The following is a 20,946-nucleotide window of genomic DNA, read 5'->3' on the forward strand; positions in this document are numbered from 1 at the left end:
GGTCCAGGGTCAGGGCGGCTGTTCTGAACTGTGATTCATTACATTACCTGACCCAACATACCCGACTCCCCTGCCGTTCACCGGCGGATCGTCAACGCCTCACAGTCCTCGTCGCCGGAACAGTGACCGCGGCACCAGCACCGCCAGCACCCGGGTGACCCGACTGCCGCGTCCGGACAGGTCCTCGACCGCACCGTCCAACAGTCCGCGCAGGTCCTCCCGCGAGTCCGAGTAGTCCCGGCCACCGAAACGCTCCGCTGAGGCCGCGGACGCCAGCGCCTGCACCTGGTCACCGCCGAGCTGCTCGGCCCAGGCCTCGGGCGTGCGGGCCCGCAGGTCTCCCGACGCCGGGCTCAGCCCGAGGTCCGTGGCCTTCGCGGTGGCCTCGGACCAGGCGTCCTGCGCCGGGTGACCGCCGGAGGTGATGCCACGGCGACGCCACCGGCCCACCAGCCACCGCACCAGCGCCGGAGCCAGGAGCAGCAGGACCACACCTACCGCCACCAGCACCGGAAGCGGGATCGTGAACCCGGAATCCTCCTCATCAATCTCCGGGGACGCCGGATCCTCCGGCATCTCCTCGGGCTGCGGGATCGCAGAGGGCTCTGAGGGCTCTGAGGGCTCCGGTGGTTCCGGGGTCTCCGAGGGGGTCTCGGACTCGGCCGGCGGTTCCTCCGAGGGCTCCGGTGGTTCCGGGGTCTCCTCAGCCGGAGTCTCCTCGGCGGGCTGTCCTTCCGCGGAAACCTCCAGGCCACCGGGACCACCCGGCGTCGGCTCGAAGGCGACCCAGCCGATGCCGTCGACGAGGATCTCCGGCCAGGCGTGCAGCTCCCGTGCCTTCACGTTCGTCGGGCCCTCAGCATTGGTCCGGGCCGCGTACCCCACCGCCATGCGGGCGGGGATACCCAGCTCACGCGCCATGACGGTGAAGGTCGAGGCATAGTGCACGCAGAACCCGGAGCGCTGGGTCAGCAGGGACTCCATGACGGAATACGGTCCCTCCGCCCCGGGGTCGTAGGGGACCGAGTCGTCGTAGCTGAAACCGCTGGTGCGGAACCAGTTCTCGAGCGCGTACCCGGCCTGGATCCGGTCTGTCACTCCCCCGGCCGCCTCGTTCGCGGCATCGCGCAGCGAGGTCGGCATCTCTCCCGGAAGTTCCAGGTAGGACGCCTGGTCGATCGTTCCGGTGTCCACACCGGACGCCGCCAGGGCACCGAGGTCCACCTCGCCGAGCCTGCTGGAGACCAGCGGCACCGATTCGACGGTGTACAGGTCACCGTCGCGGGTCACGGCCTTCGACGCCTTCGCGGTCGCGGAGTCCGTCATCCAGGTCCATTTGTCCGGTTCGAAGTCACTCCGGTCCTCCGGCCTCTCCTCGGTGGGAACCACCCGGTACGCCGACTGCGGCAGCGGCAGCCATTCACTGCGCAGCCCGTCCATCGTCACCGTCGTCGACTGCAGGCCCGGCGGTGTCTGTGCCGACCGGGGTTCATCGAGGCTGACGGCGCCGTCCTCCCTGGCGTCCTCCTTCGGGGTCCAGCGCCCGTCCTCGAAGTCGGCGAGGGTGGCCAGCGTGAAGTAGTGCGCTCCCGGGGTCGCGGTCTCGAAGCTGAAGACGCGGGACCCGCTGCGTTTCTGCAGGTCCTCGGCCAGGGAGACGGTGACGTCCGGCACGGTGCTGTTCACCGGGGACTTCACCACCGCCGGGTTCCAGACGCGGTCGGTGGCGTCCGGCATCGCGGCGACGACACCTACCGCGATGACGCCGGCCAGTGCCGCCATCGTCAGGCCTGGCACCGAGATCCGGGGCGCGGCGGTCCAGGCCAGGAGCACCAGCAGGACGCCGGCCGCGATGATCAGCGACCGGTCGACGACCACACCCGTCGCGGCGACCGGCGCGAGCAGCAGCAGGGACAGGAAACCGCCGGTGGCGAACGGTGCACCTACCCCGACCAGCAGGGAGGACGCCGCGATCCCCAGCATCAGGCCCATGAGCAGCAGCAGGTCACCGACCGGACCGGCGGGGTCGAAGGGTGTCGCCGCGGTGTTGACCACCTGCGCCGCCTGGTCGAACATGTCGACCGGGTGGCGTAGCCACTCCCCCGCACGCCCGGTGCCGATGAGCAGGACGAACCACGTCACCGCGCCGGCCGAGGCGCCGCTGACCAGGGCGAGAGTCTCCCGGCGTGGCGGCAGGACCGAGGCCACGACGGTCGCAGGGAGAACGGTCACCGCGAAGATCAGGAGGATCTGCCACTGCCACGCACCGACGTGGAAGATGAGGTCCATCGACTGCAGGACCACGGCGCACAGCAGGGTGATGAGGACGCCGGCCATCAGAAGCCGGGGTCGGAAAGCTCTGGTCGGGGCGGCCATCAGCGACGCGCCTCCGGGGTGTTCAGGGCGAGGTCCTCCACGACGACGAGTTCACCGGTGGCTCCATTATCTCCGGCGCCCCTCATCCGGTCGGTGAGACCGCGGGTGACGGTGCCGGTGACGATCACATCGGCGGGGACCACCAGCGCGTCCCCGGGCGTGTCCCCGGCAGTGTCCGTGGTGCTGACGAGCGCGAGGACGCGGCGCACCTCGTCGCCGTGTCCGCAGGCCTCGACCGGGCGGTCACCGCAGGTGAGCAGCACCCGGTAGCCCTCCTCGAGCAGCCGGTCGGCGACAGTGACCGTCGCCGAGACCGCCGCCTCGAAGGACACCTCAGAGCTGTAGCAGTCGGCATCGGTGACCAAGTGCACGGTCGCGTCCTTCAGATCGGGGGCGTCGTACTGGTTGACCAGCAATTTTCCCAGTCGGGCGCTCTGTTTCCAGTGGACCTGACGCACGGCGTCCCCGGTGCGGAACTCACGCAGCACACCGGCTGGGATGCCGGACACCGCCGAGTAGTCCACGGCGGCGCCGTCACCGTCGTCGGAGCGGGCCGGCAGCGGGCCGGGGATCTCCTCGGGCAGACCGTCGAGCGGACGGGGCAGGACGAGGAGGTCACGCCCGGCGTCCACCCGGATCCGGCGGACAACCAGGCCCAACGGGTCCGGCAGGACGAGCCCGGCGATACCGGTCCACTGCACACCACGCTGCCGGGCACGGAAGTTCACCTGGGAATCGACCGGGGTCCGGGCGACTGTGGCGTTCTGTCGGACAGCGCGGTCGCCGAAGAGCCACAGCACCCGGGTGTGCAGCTTGAGCGGCAGGCGTTGGACGACCGTCGCGGAACAAGCCACACCACCGCCGACGGTCGGGGTGGTGTCCGGCACGTCGACCTCGGTGCGCATCTGTGCCAGCGGCGGCACCACCAGCACGAACAGCAGGGAGAGCAGCAGCATCACCGCGGGAAGCACCATGAGGTAGCGCAGATCCTGGAGTTCGAGGACGCGCCACAGCACCACGAGAATCACGGTGCAGACGAGGAAGCCCCACCCACGCCCGGTGAGCGCGACCGGCAGGGTCTTTCGCTTCGCCCTCATCGCCGACCCGTCACTGCAGCCCGGTCGAGGCGACGATCCGGGAGACGAGATTCACCGCCGTGGAGTGGGCGTCGCCGACGGTGGCGAAGCGTCCCCGCAGCGACAGACGGTGCGGCAGCACCATGGCCGCCAGGTGGGCGACATCATCCGGGATCACGAAGCCGCGGCCCTGCATCGCCGCACGTGCCCGGGCCGCCCGGATCAGGTGCAGGGTGGCACGCGGGCTGGCGCCCAGGGCGATGTCGGGGTGTCGCCGCGTCGCCGAGACAATGTCCACCAGGTAGCGGGCGACCGGCTCGCCGACGGCGATGTCGCGGACCGCACGCTGCGCGGCGAGGACGTCGTCGACACCGACGACGCTGCGCACCAGTTCCTCAGGACGCCGTGCACCGTGGGAGAGCACCATGTCGATCTCCGCCTGCGGCTCCGGGTACCCCAGCGAGATGCGGGTCATGAACCGGTCACGCTGCGCCTCGGGCAGCGGGAAGGTCCCGGCCATGTCCTGCGGGTTCTGGGTCGCGATGACCATGAACAGGTCCGGCAGGTCATGGGTGGTGCCGTCGACGGTGACGCGGCGTTCGGCCATCGCCTCCAGCAGGGCGGACTGCGTCCTCGGCGAAGCACGGTTGACCTCGTCACCCACGGCGAAGTTCGTGAAGACGGGGCCGGGGTGGAACTGGAAGCGTTGGGCCTCGTCGTCGTAGACCGTCACACCGGTGACGTCGGTGGGCAGCATGTCCGAGGTGAACTGGATGCGCCTGACCTCGGCATTCACCGAACCGGCCAGGGCGGTCGCCAGGGTCGTCTTGCCGACACCGGGGACGTCCTCCAACAGGACATGACCGCCGGCGAGCAGGGTGGTGATGACGGCGTCGATCGCCGCGGTCTTGCCCTTGAGGACCTGCGCCAGGGAGGTGTGCAGGGTGTGGGCGAGATCGCGGACCGCGGTGACGGCGGCGTCAGTGGTGCCGGTGGTGCCGGTGGTGTCGTTCATCGACGCGTCCTCCCCCTCAGGATCCGCGGTAGGTGGAGTAGCCGAAGGGGTTCAGCAGCAGCGGAATGTGCAGGTGGGAAGGGGTCGCCGGGTCCACCTCGGGGTCCTCGACAGTGAAGGTGATGTCCACCCACGGGTAAAGGGTGGCGGTGTCGGCGGCGGCGAGGAAGTCACCGGTGTGGAACCGCAGGCGGTAGGTGCCCGGGGCCGGGTCGACGGTGAAACGGTACCGGCCGTCGGCGTCGGTCGTGGCGGACTCCAGGACGGTCGGCTCGGCGGTGACGTCCGGGCCGTGGTCGGTGACCTCGAGCTTGACGAGCTCGACCTGCAGACCCTGGGCGGGCAGACCGGTGGTGGTGTTGAGGCAGTGCGTGGACAGACTCATGATGGTGCTCCTTGTGGGTGTGTACTGCTCGGTGTTATTCAGTGACGGTGCCGCGCAGGCGCAGTCCGTTGATGGCGTCGAGCTGGCTGATGCTGAACAGCCACTCCTCGGCCGGGTCGACGGTGAGCCGTCGCTCCAGCTCGGCCCGGATCTCCGCACTCGACCGACCGGCGGCCTTGATGAGAAAATTCCAGCCGAAGTGCTCCCGGTAGGTCGGCTGGAGCTCACGCACGGCGTCCAGGTCGGCGGACTCCGTCGCACCCGCCTGCTCGGAGGCGGACCGGGAGCCGGCGGAGACGCTGCCGCCGATCGGGGGGTGGGCGTTGACCGCCGCCAGGACCTCCGACTCCGGCTGGGCCGCAAGCAGGGAGGACGCCGCGTCGACGAGTGCGTCGACCGAGGTGAACGGGCGGGCGTCCGCCACCGAGACGGCCAGCGGAGCGGAACCGAAGACGGCCTCCAGTTCCGGGGTGACGTCGGCGGCCGGGGCGTCGTTGAAGTCGGCGAGGGTGAACGTGGTCATGGCGCCATCGTAGCCATCCCCGCACCCGGCGTCCCCACCAGCGTGCCGTTGACCACCACCCCCGCGACCGTCCGGTCGTCGCCGAGCATGAGGCAGGCGAAGAGGAGCTCCTCGGTGGTGGTGCACCGTGCGGCACGGTGGGCGAGGACGGGATCGGCGGGTGTCCCGGACGTGGCAGTGCCGGCTGCCGGGTCGAGGATGACGAGGTCGGCGTCCTTCCCCGGTGTGATGCTGCCGACGTGTGCGTCCACCCCGAGGGCACGGGCACCGTCGAGGGTGGAGTGGTGCAGCAGGTCGGCGGCGGTCAGCGGGGCGGAGCCGGTGGAGCTGGCGAGGAGACGGGAGACCTTGTACGCCTCCCCCGCCGTGGCCAGCGGGGACAGCGAGGTGCCGGCGCCGACATCCGAGCCGAAACCGATGCGCAGGTCCGGGACCTTGCTGCGGATGTCCTTGAGCGGGAAGAGTCCGGAGCCGAGGAAATTGTTCGAGGTCGGGCAGTGTGCCAGCGAGGCCCGGGCCTCGTCGAGACGGGTGAGTTCGCGGTCACTGAGGTGGACCGCATGGCCGAAGACGGCGCGTTCCCGGACCAGACCGGCGCGGTCGTAGACGTCGGTGTAGTCGGTTGCCTGCGGGAACAGTTCTGCCACCCAGTCACATTCGGCGGTGTTCTCGGCGAGGTGGGTCTGGATGACGACGTCCGGGTGGTCGGCGGCGAGCTCACCGAGGGCCCGGAGCTGGGCGTCCGAGGAGGTCGGTGCGAAGCGCGGGGTGATGGCGTACTCCAGGCGTCCGGTCCCGTGCCAGCGGTCGATGAGTGCCTTACTGTCCGCGACGGCGGACTCGGGGGTGTCGAGCAGGTCGGCCGGGGCGTTGCGGTCCATGCACATCTTGCCCGTGATGATCCGCAGGTCCTTACGCTGCGCGGCCGTGAACAGGGCGTCCACGCTGTGCGCGTGGACCGTGGAGAACACCAGGGCGGTGGTGACACCGTTGCGGAGCAGCTGGTCGGTGAAGAACTCCGCGGTGGCCTCGGCATGGGCCTTCTCGGCGAAGCGGGCTTCGGCGGGGAAGGTGTAGCGGTCGAGCCAGTCGAGCAGCTGCTCGCCGGGCGAGGCGATCATCCCGATCTGCGGGTAGTGGACGTGGCAGTCCACGAGGCCGGGGATGATCAGTGCGTCGCCGTGGTCGAGGAAGGCAGTGTCAGGGTAGGCGCCCAGGATGTCGGACGCCTCCCCCACCGCCACGATGGTGGAGCCGTCGACGACGACGGCGCCGTTCGGGATGTCGAGCAGTTCGGGGGTGCTGGGCGAGGTGTTGGTGGAGGTCGCGTCCTGCGGGGTGACGACGTGACCGAGGTGGATGTCCACGGGGATTCTCCTGGGGAATGGGGTCGCAGAGGGGCTGGGCGGTGTGATGCCCGCTCACGCCCCGTGGGCGATCTGTCCCCTGGTCCACGCCCGGAGGTGTCCTGTCCCGTGTCTCATGGGCACGAGTATGCCGGAGCCGTGTTTCGGCCGTGTCACATCGGCGCATCGCGCAGCAGCCGGGCTACTCCTGCTTCCGCTCCTCGGCGGCACGGATCTCCTCCGCCTTCGCCGCGGCAGCACGGGCCTCAGCGACCGCGGCCCGGGCGATCTCCGCCTTCGACTGCGCCCACACCGCCGCACGCTCGGCGTTGTTGAGCACCACCGAGGTGGACTCCGAGTCCCCGGTCGGGCCGGATCCGTCGGTCTCCTCCGGCCCCTCGGTCTTCTTCCCCTCCAGCGCCGGGGCGAGGTGCCCGCCACCGGTGCGGTTGAGCAGCAGGTTGAGGACGATCACCGTGATCGCACCGGCGGAGATGCCGGAGTCCAGGATCATCTCCAGCTCCTCCGGCAGCTTCTCGTACATACCCGGCAGGACGCTCGGTAGCATGGCCACCGCGATGGACACACCGACGATCAGGGCGCGGGTCTCGTTCCACACGACCGTGGACAGCGTCCTGATACCGGAGGACGCGACCATGCCGAACAGTGCGACTCCGGCCCCGCCGAGCACCTGGGACGGGATACCGGTCGCCACGGCACCCATCTTCGGCAGCAGGCCGAGGATGATGAGGATGATGCCGGCCGCGGTCACCACGAAGCGCGAGGCGATGCGGGACAGCGCCACCAGGCCCACATTCTGGGCGAACGCGGAGTACGGGAAGGTGTTGAAGACACCACCGAGGACGGTGGCCAGACCGTCGGCCCGCAGACCGTCGGAGAGCGTGCGACCGTCGACCGGCTTCTTCACCACGTCACCGACGGCGATGATGTCACCGGTGGTCTCGGTCATGATGACCAGGCCCACGATGACCATGGTGAAGATGGCGGCGGCGTCGAAGGTCGGGGCACCGAACTGGAACGGGGTGGGGATGTCCACCCAGGACGCCGGGCCGACCTCGGACCAGTCGGTCATACCCATGAACTGACCGATGACGGTACCGACGATGATGCCCCCGAGCACCGCCAGGGACTTCGCGCGAACCGGGGCGAACCGGTGGATGCAGATCACGACGATCAGCGTCAACAGGGCGAGCAGGAAACCCTTGGCGGTTCCGATCTCGGACTCTTCACCGTTGCTGTTGTGCACCCAGCCGGCCGCGACCGAGAGCAGCGACAGGCCCACCACGGTGATGACGGTGCCGGTGACGATCGGCGGGAAGTACCGCACCAGCCGCGCGAACAGCGGCGCGAGGAGGATCATCATCACGCCCGCGGCGATCACCGAACCGTAGATCGCGGTGACGCCGTGCTCGGAGCCGATGGCGATCATCGGCGAGACAGCGACGAAGGACACGCCCTGCATCAGCGGGAGTTTCGCACCGAATCGCCACAGTCCGACCGACTGGATCACCGAGGCCAGACCGGCGACGAACAGGTCGGCGACGATGAGATGGTGCAGGTCAGAGGAGTCGAACTGACCTGCGTTGATCAGCGCGCCACCGACGATGAGCGGCACGGCCACCGCACCGGCGTACATCGCCAGCACGTGCTGCAGGCCGAGGATGAACAGCCGGGGCCACGGCGGACGCTGGTCGACGGGATGGAGGGCAGGCGAGTCGGCTACGGGGTCGGGGGCGGACTCACCCGGCGCGGCATTCGGCGATTCGGTCATGCGGAGAATTATGACACCCGTACTGTTTGAGATCTGTGTCCGGGGGATCATGGCGCCCCCGGTTGTGGTCAGGCTCTCGTCGGTGGTTCCGCTGTGCTCCCCGCGCCCCCGGTGTCTTCAGCGGCGCGGATCTCCTCCGCCTTCGCCGCGGCAGCCCGGGCTTCGGCGACCGCGGTGCGGGCGTCCTCCGCCTTCCGTGCCGCCCAGGCGGCGGCGCGCTCGGAGTTGTTGAGCACCACCGAGGTGGATTCGGAGTCTCCGGTGGGGCCGTCGTAGGTCTCCTGTACAGCACCCAGCCCCGGAGCCAGATGGCCGCCGTCTTCGCGGTTGAGCAGCAGGTTCAGCAGGATGACGACGATCGCTCCGGCGGAGATGCCGGAGTCCATGATCATCTCCAGCTCGGTGGGCAGCTTGGCGTAGAGGTCCGGCTGGACGCTCGGCAGCATCGCCACGGCGATGGCCACACCGACGATGAGTGCCCTGGTCTCCGTCCAGGTCACCGTGGACAGCGTCCTTATCCCGGACGCCGCGACCATGCCGAACAGTGCCACACCGGCACCACCGAGGACCTCGGAGGGGATGCCGGTGGCCACTGCACCGAACTTCGGCAGCAGACCGAAGATGATGAGGATGATGCCGGCGGCGGTGACCACGAAGCGGGACGCGATGCGGGACAGTGCCACCAGGCCGACGTTCTGGGCGAAGGCCGAGTAGGGGAAGGTGTTGAAGATGCCGCCGAGCATGGTGGCCAGGCCGTCGGCCCGCAGACCGTTGGACAGGGTCTTTCCGTCGACCGGCTTCTTCACCACGTCACCGACGGCGATGATGTCACCGGTGGTCTCGGTCATGATCACCAGACCGACGATGGCCATGGTGATGATTGAGGCGATGTCGAAGGTCGGGGTACCGAACTGGAAGGGCGTCGGGACGCCGACCCATTCGGAGCTTCCGACCTCGGACCAGTCGGTCATGCCGACGAACTGGCTGATGATCGTGCCGACGATGATGCCGCCGAGGACGGCCAGCGACTTCAGGGCGCGGGGAGCGAAACGGTGGATGAGGATGACCGTGACCAGGGTGATCAGGGTCATGATGAAGCCCTTCACCGTGCCGCCGTCCGGCTCCTCACCGTTGCCGGCCTGGTTGTTGAACACCCAGCCGGCGGCGACGGAGAGCAGGGACAGCCCGACGACCGTGATGATGGTGCCGGTGACGATCGGTGGGAAGTAGCGCACCAGGCGGGCGAACAGTGGTGCGATGAGGATCATCAGCACACCGGTGGCGATGACTGAGCCGTAGATGGCGGTGATGCCGTGCTCGGAGCCGATGGCGATCATCGGCGAGACGGCGACGAAGGACACACCCTGCATCAGCGGCAGTTTCGCGCCGAATTTCCAGATGCCGACCGACTGGATCACCGAGGCGATACCCGCGACGAACAGGTCCGCTGCGATGAGGTGGTGCATGTCCGACTGGTCGAACTGCCCTTGCGCGACCAGTGCGCCACCGACAATCAGGGGGACGGCGATCGCACCGGCGTACATCGCCAGGACGTGCTGCAGGCCCAGGATGAACAGCCTGGGAAGGGGCGGACGCTGGTCGACCGGGTGGACGGTGGATGCCGCGTCGGGCCCGGTGGTCTCAGGAGCGGAAACATTCATGCCCCTCAGTGTCTGCGAGGCGTGTTACCGCCCGGTGACACCGATGTTGCAGGACGCGTCCGCAGCCCACTCCCGGGTCCGCGCGACATCATTGTCCATGCACTCGATCAGCTCCTCGACAGTGTCGAAGGCCAGCTGGCCGCGCAGCCGCTCACACAGATGCACCGCCAACTCCCGGCCGTAGAGGTCCTTCGAGTGCCCCGCCGGGAAGTCGAGCACGAACGCCTCCAGCAGGAAGACGCCCTCCGGGCCGTAGAAGGTGGGACGCCGCCCCATGGACACGGTGACGGTGAGACTCTCACCGGTTGACCGGTCCTCGGCCACACCGGCCCACACACCGGACAGCTCCACCTCCTGGTCCGGGGTCAGTCCGGTGACGGCGATGTTCGCGGTCGGGAAGCCGAGTTCGCGTCCCCGCTTGTCACCGTGCTCGACGGTGCCTGTGACGATGTGCATGATGACCTCCTCGTGAGTGCGTGGGGCGTCCTACCGGAAGTTGGGGATAACCTGGTCGATGAAGAGCTGCAGCGAGGCCTTCTTCTCTTCAAAGGTCATCGAGTTGTCGATCCAGTAGGAGTACTCGTCGTAGCCCATGTTCTCGTAGTCTTTCAGGCGGGTGGTGACCTCCTCGGGAGTGCCGATCATCGCGGACCTGTGCAGCGAGTCGGGAGCGAACTCGGGGCGCTCGGCGACGGTCTCCAACGGCTGCGGGTCGAGGAAACCGTTGACCGGCTCCTTCCTGCCGAAGGCCCAGGAGCTGAAGGTGCGGTAGTAGCGGCTCACGGCCTCGGCGGCAGGACGCCACGCCTCGGGCTCGTCCGGGGAGTGGACGAAGGTGTGGCGCAGGACCATGATCTCCGGCTTGCGCCCGATCTCCGGATGGTTGGCGACCGCACCGTCGAACTTGTCCTTGAGGTCACGGACCTCGGCGTCGTCCTTCATCAGCGGGGTGACCTGGACATTGCAACCCTCGGCGACGGCGAAGTCGTGGGTCTCGGCGGTACGGGCGGCGACCCACACCGTCGGGCCGTCGTCCTGGACCGGCTTCGGCACAGAGGTGGAGGTCGGGAAGGACCAGTGCTCACCGTCGTGGGCGTAGTCCCCGGCCCAGAGTTTCTTCATCGCCGGGATGAGTTCGCGCAGGTAGGTGCCGCCGTCCTTGGCGGACAGGCCACCGGCCAGGCGGTCGAACTCGAACTGGTAGGCACCACGGGCCACACCGATCTCGGCGCGTCCCCCTGAGATGACGTCGAGCAGCGCGGTCTCACCGGCGGCGCGCACCGGGTTCCAGAACGGGGCGATGATGGTGCCCGCGCCGAGCCGGATGGTGCTGGTCTTGCCGGCCAGGGCGGCCAGGGAGACCATCGGGTTCGGGGCGACGGTGTACTCCATCGAATGGTGCTCGCCGGTCCAGACGGTGCCGAATCCACCGGCCTCGGCCAGCTGCACGAGCTCGACGAGGTTGTTCCAGTGCTCTTCGTGGGTGATGGAGTTGTCCCAGCGCTCCATGTGGATGAACAGTGAGAAACGCATTATGAGTTCCTTTCGGCGATAGTGACGTTGGTGCGGGCCCACAGGTCGTGCGGTACCTCGCGGACGATGACGGTGATGTTCTCGGGGGCGGCGTCCACGGTCTGTTCCGCGACCTTGTGGACCCCGTCGATGAGCGCCCTGAGCTGTTCGGGGCTGCGTCCTGCGGCAATGGAGATGTCGATGAGAGGCATGTGGGTTCTCCTCAACTAGCCACGCATGACGAAGGGGTCGGCGACCGGACCCTCGTCGGTGTTGATCCAGACGGACTTCAGGCGGGTGTACTCGTTCATGGACTCGATGCCGTGCTCGATGCCGACACCGGACTTCTTGAAGCCCTGGCGCGGCGACATCGGCGACATCGCCCGGTAGGTGTTGATCCACACCGTGCCGGCCTCCAGGCCACGCGACATACGCATCGCCCGCTGCAGGTTGGAGGTCCACACACCTGCGGCGAGGCCGTACTCGGTGTCGTTGGCCTGTGCGAGCACCTCCTCCTCCGTCTCGAAGGGGATGACGGCGGTGACCGGGCCGAAGATCTCCTCCCGGCAGACACGCATGTCGTTGGTGGCGTCGGTGAGGACGGTCGGCTGCAGGAAGTAACCCGGCAGGTCGACATCCGGGCGCTCACCGCCGTAGTGCACGGTCGCACCCTCGGACTTCCCCAGCTCGATATAGGACTTCACCTTGTTGAGCTGGTCCTCGAAGGCCAGGGGTCCCAGCTCCGTGTCGTCGTCGAGCGGGTCGCCGATCCTGATGGTGGACGCCCGCCTACTGACCTTCTCCAGCAGCTCGTCGTAGACGGAGCGGTGGGCGAAGACGCGGGAGCCGGCGATGCAGGTCTGGCCGGCGGCGGCGAAGACACCGGCGACGACACCCATGGCGGCGTTGTCGACATCCGCGTCCCCGAAGACGATGTTCGGGGACTTACCGCCGAGCTCCAGGGTGCAGCCGATGAAGCGTCCGGCGGCGGACTTCGCGATGCCGGAGCCGGTGGCGGTGGAGCCGGTGAAGGAGATCTTCGCCAGGCGCAGGTCCTCGACCAGGGCGGCACCGGCTTCCGAGCCGTAGCCGGTGACGACATTGACAACACCGTCGGGGAAGCCGGCCTCGGAGGCGATCTCGGCGAGCCGGACGATGGTGCGCGAGGTGTACTCCGAGGGCTTGATGACAAGGGTGTTTCCCGCGGCCAGCGCCGGGGCCAGCTTCGAGATCGTCAGCGTGATCGGCGAGTTCCACGGGGTGATCGCACCGACCACGCCCAGCGGCTCGCGCATGGTGAAGTTGATGATGTCCAGGCTGGTCGCCGGGATCTGGGAGCCCTGGACCTTGTCGGCCAGTCCACCGTAGTAGTAGAGGTACTCCGGCACGCTCTTGAGCTGGCCGCGCATCTCGCGCAGCAGCTTGCCGTTGTCGAGGCTCTCGTAGAGGGCGAGTTCGTCGCCGTACTCCCCGATGAGGTCGCCGAAGCGGCGGAGCAGGTGGCCGCGCTTCGTGGCGGTCAGTCCGGCCCAGGCGGGGTTGCGGAAGGCCTGGGCTGCGGCATCGACGGCGGCGGCGACATCCTCGTCGGTGCCGCGGGCGACCTCGTAGAGGGTTTCGCAGGTGGCCGGGTTGGTGGAGGCGAAGTACTCGCCGGACGCAGGGGTGCGTCGCTCTCCGTTGATGAAATGGTCGATACGGTCAGTGATGGTGGAAGACACAGTTCTCACTCCTTCCGGTGGTGTTGACGGGTACTGACGAGCTCAGCGATCAGGGCGCTGAGCAGCTCCGCGTGGGTGTCCGGCACCATGTGCCGGGCGCCCTGGATGATGTGGACGTGGGTGCCGGGGACACGCTCGGCGATCCGGTACGACATCTCCGGGGTCGACCCCGGGTCCTCCGATCCGGTCACGGCGAGCACCGGCACGGTGATGCGGTGTAACTCGGGGGCCAGTTCGGCGTCCCCGGTGGCGAAGACCCGGTAGACGTGCAGGTAGGAGGGCACGTCATTGGCCAGCAGGATGCGCCGGGTGCGGTCCCGCAGGGCCGGGGCGCCGGGAATGCCGGCATCGTCCGGGAACCAGCGGTCCACCGCACGTTCGGCCCCGAGGGCGAAGTCGATCCCGGCGGTCTCGAGGCGTCCCGCGACGGCGGCAGCCTCCTCCTCATTCCGGTCACACACCGAGTTCACACAGGTGAGAGTGAGGACGCGGTCCGGGTGGTACACCGCGACGTACTGCGCGATGAGGGCACCGACGGAGAAACCGACGAGGTGCACGGGCCCGGCCGGCATCCGGTCAAGCACGTCCGCCGCCAGGTCGCCGAGGCTGACCCCGTGGGTCAGTGGCGGCCGGGCGCCGTGACCGGGCAGGTCGAGCGCGACGACGTCACTGTCCGGGAGTGCATGGCCGAGTTCGGCGGACACGGCGTCCCAGATCGTGCGGTCGAGTCCCACCCCGTGCAGCAGGACAACTGATGCGGCGCCCACGGCAGGTTCCTACTTCTCCGCCGCGTTGAAGGACGCCAGGCGCTCCTGCGGGCGACCGGACGCCGTGCCGCCGAGGGCGATGACGATCTCGTCGGCGTGCGGGGCGTCCGCCACCCGGCACTCCACCGTCTGGTGGTGGGAGCGGACGGTGGCGTCCGTGAAGTGCTTCAGCGGCATGTCGAAGGGGGCGCCGGAGACGCCGCGCTTCTCGACGGCGGGCAGCAGGGTCGAGGCGTTGGCGGCGTCCCGGAAGTGATTGCCGAACTTCAGGGTGTGGATGAGCGCGGAGCCGTGCTCGATCTCGCCGTCGGTGCCGACGATCGCGGCCTTGCCGAAAGCCTCCAGCGGGCCACCGAGGGCCTCCATGACGCGCGGGGCGAGTAGGGCTCCCAGGTCAGAGGCGGTGGCGTCGATGCCGGGGGCGAGATCCTCGACGAAACCCTGGCCGGCCCACGGGTTCCTGATGACTGCGGCGACGACGACCACGCGCTTGGCGGGGCTGACCTCGCGTCCGCCCTCGGTGAAGATTTCGTCGACGGTGGTGGTGAGCTTGCGGAGTTCAAGAGCCATCAGATTCTGCCTTTCAGGATGTCGGTGGTGACGGGGATGTCGGTCGTGCGGTCCCCGATGCGGGGGAAGGGACGCGGTCCGGTGGACGCCGCGGCGATGACACAGATCTCGTCGGCGTGCGGGGCGTCCGCCAGGGAGACGTCGATGGTCTGGTAGTGGTCCCGGTTGGCTGCATGGGTCTTGTGCCACATCGGGACGTGGACATTCGTGCCTGGTTCGGTACGGCCGTCGGTGAAACAGATGATCGAGGTGCCTTCGAGCATCTCCCGGAGGAGATTGCCGAAGTACGGGGTGTGGATCAGCGCGCCGGCGTGCTCCAGCTCGCCGTCCGTACCGACCAGCGCCGCCTTGCCGAAGGCCTCGATGTTGCCGGCGCCGCCGAGGGTCTCGAGAAGACGGTCGGCCAGCAGCTTGGCGATCACCGGGGCGATCTCCCGGGTCGCGTCATTGAGGCCGGTGTCGGGGCCGGTGGAGGCCCCGTCAACGATCCACGGGTTCTTCACCACGGCGATCGCCGCGGCCTTGTGGACCGGGGTGGCGAGGACCGCACCGGCCTCGGCGACGACCTCCTCGGTCACGAGAGTGACCCGGCGGACGCCGAGGGCGGCACCGAGCTCCTCGAAAGTGGTGGGTGTACTCACTGCTGCTCCTCTGTTTCTGCTGTTTCTGCTGTGTCTGCTGTGTCTGCTGTGTCTTCTGTGTCTTCTGCGGCTTCTGTGTTCCCGAAGGTCCGGTACAGCGCCGCCCGACTGGACGCGTGCACGTGGTCACGCATCGCCATCTCGGCGCCGTAGGGATCTTTCTGCCGGATCGCCTCCAGCACCTTGTGATGCTCCCGGTCGGACTCGGTGAGCCGTTTCGGGTCTGCGACGGTGCGCTCGACCAGCCGCTGGTAGGCCAGCTGGTTCATCAGCCAGGTGTAGGTCTCGGAGAGTTTCGAGTTGTCCGCACCACGGATCAACGTCCAGTGGAACTCGGCGACCAGTTCGGCGTACCGGGCGGAATCGCCGTGGGCCGCGGCGGCGTCCGACTCATCGACGTTGCGCTGGAGGGCATCGAGTTCCGGGATGCTGCCGCGACGGGCCATGAGGGACGCCGCGAGCCCCTCGAGACTCTCCTTGATCTGGAACATCTCGACGATCTCCCGGCGCGAGGGCTCGTGGACGAAGGTGCCGACGCGGGGACGGATGTGGACCAGTCCCTCCATCTGCAGGACTTTGAAGGCCTCGCGGACCGGGGTGCGGCTGACGTTGAACTCCTCGGCCAGCGCGGTCTCGGGGATGAGCTCCCCGGGGGCGAGCTCACCGGAGATGATGCGGGACCTGATCAGTTCGATCAGAGGGGTTCCCGGGGCATTTTCAGTGGCTGTATGTTGCATACAAGCGACTGTGCCATGGACTGCCGGCGCACGCAAGGGTCCGCGGGCATGTTTTTCACCGGGGGTAACCATCTTCCACCCCTCGCCCTGTTTCCGGGAGATGACGCAGATTGTTACATCTACATGCTGGCTTAGCACTTCCATGGGAGTTTCCCCGTTACGCTGACGTGCCCCGTCGGAGCTCCGCAACCGGGAGGTGGCGTCCTTCCGGAAAAGTTCTGTCTCCCCCATTGACGTGACCACGCTCACTGTCTACCGTGTCTTGAATACAAGAGACGACGTCCTGTTGCATGCAACGCCAGCACAGGCAGCCAACCGAAAGAGGTGCATATGACCAACTCCCTGAAGACGTCCATCACGAACGCCTGGGACGCCGCCTGGAACAAGGGTGACGTCACCGTCTTCGACCAACTCACCGCGCAGAACTACCAGCGTCGCAGCACCCGCTCCACGTCCACCACCGGGCTCGACGCCATCAAGCGCGACATCCTCGCCATCCGCGATGCCTTCCCCGACCTCACCACCACCGTCGACCACATCGTCATCGACGGTGACGAGCGCGACTGCAAGGCCGCGGTCTACTGGCACTCCACCGGCACCTTCACCGAACCCTTCGGCGACGTGCCGCCGACCGGGACGAAGGTCGTCACCCACGGTTCCAACCTGCTCACCTTCGACGCCGGCCGTATCGTCCTCGAGGAAGCCACCTGGGACACCTCCGCCCTGCTCGCCGACCTCGGCCTGAAGTCGCTGGGCTCCGCCTTCGACCAGGACACCGACGCCGTCTGGGACAACCTCGACGGCGAGCCGACCAAGGAAGCACTCAAGGCCTTCAACCGGCAGTTCATCACCGGTGTCACCGTCGTCACCACCATGGACGACGAGGGTAAGCCCCGTGGCCTGGCCGTGAACTCCTACAACTCGGTCTCCCTGGAGCCGCCGCTGGTGATGGTCTGCATCCAGAAGACGTCCTCGACCTACGCCTCCCTGTTCGGCGCCACCCACATGGGCATCAACATTCTCGGCTGCAACCAGCGCGACACCCTGCGCACCTTCGCCTCCAAGGGCACCGACAAGTTCGCCGAGCTGGAGTGGCACCGGGGGCCGAACGGCTCGCCGCTGCTCGACGGCTCCTCCGCCTCTGTCGAGGTCGAGATCAAGGAACGGTTCCAGGCTCTGACCCACACCATCTTCGTGGGCCGCGTCCGCACTTCCGAGTCCACCGACAACGACCCGATCATCTACAAGGCCGGGCAGTTCTTCGAGAGCCACGAGCTGACCCCGCTGGACTAGGTCCTCGCACCCCCTGCCCGTCTTTTTCCGACCCCACTTCTCCTGAACCAGACAGGACACGAACACCATGAACGATGACAACCGGGATACTCAGCGGACGCACGTCCGCAGGAATCCGGTCGATGCCCTGCGGAGAGCCACCACACAGTCCTCCGTCGGCCTCTACCCGCATGACCTCCACCCCGGGTTGGTCCCCGGTATCTCCGTCGAGGAGCAGCGGAACCGGTTCGGACTGAACAAGGTCGTCTTCGGCATCACCGCTGCCCTGATCGTCGCCTTCATCACCTGGGGCGTGATCAGCCCGGCCTCGGTGGGGACTGTCTCCTCCGCGATGTTCAACTGGGCGTTGAAGAACCTCGGGTGGCTACTGAACCTCACCATGCTGCTCGGCGTCATCGTCATGGCGTACCTGGCATTCTCCCGGTTCGGACGCATCAAGCTCGGCAAGGACGACGAAACCCCGGAGTTCTCACGCTTCGCCTGGGTGGCGATGATGTTCGGTGCCGGTATCGGTGTCGGCATCTTCTTCTTCGGTCCGTCCGAGCCGCTGTCCTACTTCATCTCCCCGCCACCTGAGACCGTGGACGCGGAGACCCCGGCGGCCCTCCACCGCGCCATGGCACAGTCCCACTACCACTGGGGACTGTTCATATGGGGCCTCTACGCCATGGTCGGAGGTGCGCTGGCCTACAGCTCCTACCGCCGGGGACGCGTCACCCTGATCAGCTCCGTATTCCGGTCCCTCTTCGGGCAGCGGCAGACTGAGGGAGTGCCCGGACGACTCGTCGACATGATGGCGATCATCGCCACCCTCTTCGGCACCGCCGCGACCCTCGGCCTGTCCGCCGTGCAGATCGGTGAAGGAGTGAAGATCGTCTCGGGTGCGTCCGAGGTCACCAACACCGTCCTCATCCTGATCATCTCCATCCTCACCCTGTGTTTCATCATCAGTGCCGTCTCCGGCGTCTCCCGTGGCATCCGCTACCTGTCGAACATCAACATCACCCTGACCCTCGGCCTGGTGCTGTTCGTCTTCATCCTCGGCCCCACCCTGTTCCTGCTGAACCTCGTGCCCGCCGGCATCGCGTCCTACCTCGGCAACATGATGGACATGGTCAGTCGTGGACTGTCCTGGGGTGATGAAACCGTCGAATTCCAGTCCATCTGGACCGCCTTCTACTGGGCTTGGTGGATCGCCTGGACGCCCTTCGTCGGCATGTTCATCGCCCGCATCTCCCGCGGCCGGACCATACGCGAGTTCGCTGTCGTCACCACACTGGCCCCGACCTTCATCCTGATCCTGGCCTTCACCGTCTTCGGTGGCACCGCCATCACCTTCCACCGGGAGGGTAAGGAAGGATTCGACGGGTCGGCATCCTCCGAGAATGTCCTGTTCTCCCTGTTCGACAACCTTCCACTGGGCGCGATCACCCCGTTCCTCCTGATGTTCGTACTCGCGGTCTTCTTCATCACCTCGGCGGACTCCGCCTCCGTGGTCATGGGAACACTGTCGGAGCGGGGCAACCCCGAACCTCGGAAGATCATCGTGGTCTTCTGGGGCCTGTGCATGATGGGCATCGCCGTGGTGATGCTCCTGGTCGGCGGCGAGACTGCCCTGACTGGCCTGCAGAATCTCACGATCCTGGTGGCAATGCCTTTCTCACTGGTACTCATCGGTATAGCCGTCGCCTTCATCAAGGATCTCAGGACGGATCCTGCAGCGATCCGCAACGACTATGCCAAGACCGCTATCCAGAATGCGGTGGTCAAGGGCCTCGAGGAGCACGGCGACGACTTCGAGTTGTCGGTGGCCCCGGCAGTCAACGGACGCAGCGCAGGTGCACACTTCGACTCCACCGCCGAACAGGTCACCGCCTGGTACCGACGCACCGATGCTGATGGCAACGAGATCGAGTTCGACTACGAATCCAAGACCTGGAGCGACAGCCCGGTACCGGAGACTGATATCGACGTCACCGGTCAGAACGTCATCGACGCCACCGAGAAGAACGGAGGGGCCGGGGACACTGACAAGCCGCAATAGCCTGACCTCCCGTCACCCCATGCAGGTTTACGTCCCGCCAGGCCGGTCTGAGCCCGTCAGATCAGCCTCACGGGACGTGAACCTGCATCGCCTACCTGCCTGCCACGTTCACGCCCGGAGCAACAGCGGAATCCCCGCCCGTGGCCTCACCCCGTCACCTTAGTGCGCAGCAGCCGGTACTGCGGGGTGCACAGTGCGGCCAGCGACAGCAGGACGCACAGCACACCACCGGCAACGAAGACCAGGGCGATACCGCGTGATTCACCGGTGCCGACGAGCCAGGACCAGGTGTCCCGCCCGGCGTCGGTCTCCATGTAGGGGATCACCCACAGTTCCGCGAGCGGGGCGACGAGCAGACCGGTCACCGGTGCCGTCGCCGCCTCGAAGGTGTTCGCGAAGCCGAAGACGCGGCCCTGTTTCCGGTACGGGACGACCTGCTGGATGACGGTCTGCTCCGCCGCCTCGACCGCAGGGATCAGGGCCATCGACAGCCACGAACCGAGGAGGAACAGCCAGCCGGCGTCGCGGATCGTGAACAGGGCGCCGACCACACCGACCGCGGCGGCGCACAGCAGCATGGTGCGCACCGGATTGCGCCCCAGACCCTTCGCCGCGACGAGTCCGCCGCCGACGAAGAGACCGGTGGCGGCCACGGCGAAGCCGATACCCCAGCCCCGCACACCGAACAGCTCGATGCCGTAGGGGTCCATCAGTGCCAACGTCACCCCGCCGAAGAGGTTGTTCAGCGTGGTGAAGAGAATGAGGGCGAGCAGCCCGGGTACGGCGATGACCGCGGCCCAGCCGCCGCGCAGGTCGACCAGACCGGTGGGGGACGCGTCACTGTCGGCGCTGTCGTCACCACCGGTATCTTCTGCACTGCCCGCCGCGTCCTCCCTGACCGTGAGGGACGCGAGGTGGAGCAGCACCGGGATGAGGATCCCGGTACCGATGACCATGGTCCAGCCCATGCCGAGATAGCCGACGGACAGCCCACTGAACACGCTGGTGACCAGCATCGACAGTCCCTGGACAGTGCCGACCATGCCGTTGCCGTTGGCGCGTCGTTCCTCCGGGACGAGAAGGGTGACCGTGGTGGACAGGGCGATGCCGCGGAGCTGCTCGACGACCGCGCCGGCGAGCATGATCGCCGTGAACAACCAGAACCACGGCTGGGTGATGTCGGACAGGCGGTCGGCCCCGGCGACGGCGAAGAACCCCAGGTCAATGAGGAACATGCCGAGGGCGAAGACCGTGGCCCAGACCATCACGGCTTTCTTGTCGAACCGGTCGACGAGCGTGCCGAAGAGCATGCTGCACACCGAGACGAACAGCATGTAGGCGGCGCCGACGGCGCCGGAGGCGATGACATTTCGGGTCTCGGCGTAGATCCAGAAGGTCAGGCCGAACCAGAGGAAGCTCGTGGCGAGGTTGGCCACGGCGGTGTTGACGAGGATGTGGACGAAGGTACGCATACCGGTGTAAGGGGT

General features: G+C 67.5%; 19 protein-coding genes. 2 read left to right on the forward strand and 17 right to left on the reverse strand.

Annotation, left to right across the window (positions count from 1 at the left end):
- Positions 1-99: 99 nt before the first annotated feature.
- The 16 genes from Q0A27_RS07855 to Q0A27_RS07930 form a co-directional block, all read right to left on the reverse strand.
- Entirely contained in the window at positions 100-2,376 is a 2,277-nt protein-coding gene (locus tag Q0A27_RS07855) for a DUF3488 and transglutaminase-like domain-containing protein (RefSeq protein ID WP_291474497.1), read from the reverse strand.
- Positions 2,376-3,473 (reverse strand): DUF58 domain-containing protein, encoded by a 1,098-nt coding sequence (locus Q0A27_RS07860; RefSeq protein WP_291474498.1) that lies wholly within the window; start codon positions 3,471-3,473, stop codon positions 2,376-2,378. Before Q0A27_RS07860 ends, Q0A27_RS07855 begins: the two co-directional genes overlap by 1 nt.
- A gap of 10 nt (positions 3,474-3,483) precedes the next feature.
- Entirely contained in the window at positions 3,484-4,467 is a 984-nt protein-coding gene (locus Q0A27_RS07865) for a MoxR family ATPase (RefSeq protein ID WP_291474499.1), read from the reverse strand.
- Positions 4,468-4,483: 16 nt separating this feature from the next.
- On the reverse strand, positions 4,484-4,852 hold the full coding sequence (gene uraH / locus Q0A27_RS07870; RefSeq protein WP_291474500.1) for a hydroxyisourate hydrolase: 369 nt from the start codon (positions 4,850-4,852) through the stop codon (positions 4,484-4,486).
- A 34-nt stretch (positions 4,853-4,886) separates the two neighbouring features.
- Entirely contained in the window at positions 4,887-5,375 is a 489-nt protein-coding gene (locus Q0A27_RS07875) for a 2-oxo-4-hydroxy-4-carboxy-5-ureidoimidazoline decarboxylase (protein ID WP_291474501.1), read from the reverse strand.
- The gene (gene guaD / locus Q0A27_RS07880; RefSeq protein WP_291474502.1) at positions 5,372-6,742 is read right to left on the reverse strand and encodes a guanine deaminase; all 1,371 of its coding nucleotides are present in this window, start codon (positions 6,740-6,742) and stop codon (positions 5,372-5,374) included. Before guaD ends, Q0A27_RS07875 begins: the two co-directional genes overlap by 4 nt.
- 181 nt (positions 6,743-6,923) lie before the next feature.
- Positions 6,924-8,513: a nucleobase:cation symporter-2 family protein gene (locus Q0A27_RS07885; RefSeq protein WP_291474503.1), complete on the reverse strand. Its 1,590-nt coding sequence runs from the start codon at positions 8,511-8,513 to the stop codon at positions 6,924-6,926.
- Between the two features lie 68 nt (positions 8,514-8,581).
- Positions 8,582-10,174, reverse strand: a complete 1,593-nt coding sequence (locus Q0A27_RS07890) for a nucleobase:cation symporter-2 family protein (protein ID WP_291474504.1) — start codon at positions 10,172-10,174, stop codon at positions 8,582-8,584.
- 24 nt (positions 10,175-10,198) lie between these two features.
- On the reverse strand, positions 10,199-10,630 hold the full coding sequence (locus Q0A27_RS07895; protein ID WP_291474505.1) for a riboflavin kinase: 432 nt from the start codon (positions 10,628-10,630) through the stop codon (positions 10,199-10,201).
- Between the two features lie 30 nt (positions 10,631-10,660).
- Positions 10,661-11,707, reverse strand: coding sequence for an LLM class flavin-dependent oxidoreductase (locus tag Q0A27_RS07900; RefSeq protein WP_291474506.1), 1,047 nt, complete (start codon positions 11,705-11,707; stop codon positions 10,661-10,663).
- Complete coding sequence (locus tag Q0A27_RS07905) at positions 11,707-11,898, reverse strand: tautomerase family protein (RefSeq protein ID WP_291474507.1); 192 nt, start codon at positions 11,896-11,898, stop codon at positions 11,707-11,709. The genes Q0A27_RS07900 and Q0A27_RS07905 overlap by 1 nt, the downstream gene beginning before the upstream one ends.
- A 15-nt stretch (positions 11,899-11,913) precedes the next feature.
- Positions 11,914-13,407, reverse strand: a complete 1,494-nt coding sequence (locus tag Q0A27_RS07910) for an aldehyde dehydrogenase (protein ID WP_291474508.1) — start codon at positions 13,405-13,407, stop codon at positions 11,914-11,916.
- Between the two features lie 5 nt (positions 13,408-13,412).
- Positions 13,413-14,174, reverse strand: a complete 762-nt coding sequence (locus Q0A27_RS07915) for an alpha/beta hydrolase (RefSeq protein WP_291474509.1) — start codon at positions 14,172-14,174, stop codon at positions 13,413-13,415.
- Positions 14,175-14,183: 9 nt separating this feature from the next.
- Positions 14,184-14,744 carry an amino acid synthesis family protein gene (locus tag Q0A27_RS07920; protein WP_291474510.1) on the reverse strand — a complete coding sequence of 187 codons (561 nt, stop codon included), beginning with the start codon at positions 14,742-14,744 and terminating at the stop codon, positions 14,184-14,186.
- Complete coding sequence (locus Q0A27_RS07925; protein WP_291474511.1) at positions 14,744-15,385, reverse strand: amino acid synthesis family protein; 642 nt, start codon at positions 15,383-15,385, stop codon at positions 14,744-14,746. The genes Q0A27_RS07920 and Q0A27_RS07925 overlap by 1 nt, the downstream gene beginning before the upstream one ends.
- A complete protein-coding gene (locus Q0A27_RS07930; RefSeq protein WP_291474512.1) occupies positions 15,382-16,122 on the reverse strand; it encodes a GntR family transcriptional regulator in 741 nt (246 codons plus the stop codon). Before Q0A27_RS07930 ends, Q0A27_RS07925 begins: the two co-directional genes overlap by 4 nt.
- Before the next feature lie 330 nt (positions 16,123-16,452).
- On the opposite strand from Q0A27_RS07930, the gene Q0A27_RS07935 reads away from it, so the two are divergent.
- The gene (locus tag Q0A27_RS07935) at positions 16,453-17,415 is read left to right on the forward strand and encodes a flavin reductase (RefSeq protein WP_291474513.1); all 963 of its coding nucleotides are present in this window, start codon (positions 16,453-16,455) and stop codon (positions 17,413-17,415) included.
- Positions 17,416-17,482: 67 nt separating this feature from the next.
- Positions 17,483-19,459, forward strand: coding sequence for a BCCT family transporter (locus Q0A27_RS07940; protein WP_291474514.1), 1,977 nt, complete (start codon positions 17,483-17,485; stop codon positions 19,457-19,459).
- Between the two features lie 146 nt (positions 19,460-19,605).
- Here the strand turns inward: Q0A27_RS07940 and Q0A27_RS07945 are convergent, their stop codons facing one another.
- A complete protein-coding gene (locus Q0A27_RS07945; protein WP_291474515.1) occupies positions 19,606-20,931 on the reverse strand; it encodes an MFS transporter in 1,326 nt (441 codons plus the stop codon).
- Positions 20,932-20,946: the final 15 nt, after the last annotated feature.

The sequence above is a fragment of the Corynebacterium sp. genome (assembly GCF_022712275.1).
GTDB lineage: Bacteria > Actinomycetota > Actinomycetes > Mycobacteriales > Mycobacteriaceae > Corynebacterium.

Bases quoted from the DNA above. Each gene is read 5' to 3' on its own strand.
- Q0A27_RS07855 (WP_291474497.1), bottom strand. From the start codon at position 2,376: ATGGCCGCCCCGACCAGAGCTTTCCGACCCCGGCTTCTGATGGCCGGC.
- Q0A27_RS07860 (WP_291474498.1), bottom strand. From the start codon at position 3,473: ATGAGGGCGAAGCGAAAGACCCTGCCGGTCGCGCTCACCGGGCGTGGG.
- Q0A27_RS07865 (WP_291474499.1), bottom strand. From the start codon at position 4,467: ATGAACGACACCACCGGCACCACCGGCACCACTGACGCCGCCGTCACC.
- uraH (WP_291474500.1), bottom strand. From the start codon at position 4,852: ATGAGTCTGTCCACGCACTGCCTCAACACCACCACCGGTCTGCCCGCC.
- Q0A27_RS07875 (WP_291474501.1), bottom strand. From the start codon at position 5,375: ATGACCACGTTCACCCTCGCCGACTTCAACGACGCCCCGGCCGCCGAC.
- Q0A27_RS07885 (WP_291474503.1), bottom strand. From the start codon at position 8,513: ATGACCGAATCGCCGAATGCCGCGCCGGGTGAGTCCGCCCCCGACCCC.
- Q0A27_RS07890 (WP_291474504.1), bottom strand. From the start codon at position 10,174: ATGAATGTTTCCGCTCCTGAGACCACCGGGCCCGACGCGGCATCCACC.
- Q0A27_RS07895 (WP_291474505.1), bottom strand. From the start codon at position 10,630: ATGCACATCGTCACAGGCACCGTCGAGCACGGTGACAAGCGGGGACGC.
- Q0A27_RS07900 (WP_291474506.1), bottom strand. From the start codon at position 11,707: ATGCGTTTCTCACTGTTCATCCACATGGAGCGCTGGGACAACTCCATC.
- Q0A27_RS07905 (WP_291474507.1), bottom strand. From the start codon at position 11,898: ATGCCTCTCATCGACATCTCCATTGCCGCAGGACGCAGCCCCGAACAG.
- Q0A27_RS07920 (WP_291474510.1), bottom strand. From the start codon at position 14,744: ATGGCTCTTGAACTCCGCAAGCTCACCACCACCGTCGACGAAATCTTC.
- Q0A27_RS07930 (WP_291474512.1), bottom strand. From the start codon at position 16,122: ATGCAACATACAGCCACTGAAAATGCCCCGGGAACCCCTCTGATCGAA.
- Q0A27_RS07935 (WP_291474513.1), top strand. From the start codon at position 16,453: ATGACCAACTCCCTGAAGACGTCCATCACGAACGCCTGGGACGCCGCC.
- Q0A27_RS07940 (WP_291474514.1), top strand. From the start codon at position 17,483: ATGAACGATGACAACCGGGATACTCAGCGGACGCACGTCCGCAGGAAT.
- Q0A27_RS07945 (WP_291474515.1), bottom strand. From the start codon at position 20,931: ATGCGTACCTTCGTCCACATCCTCGTCAACACCGCCGTGGCCAACCTC.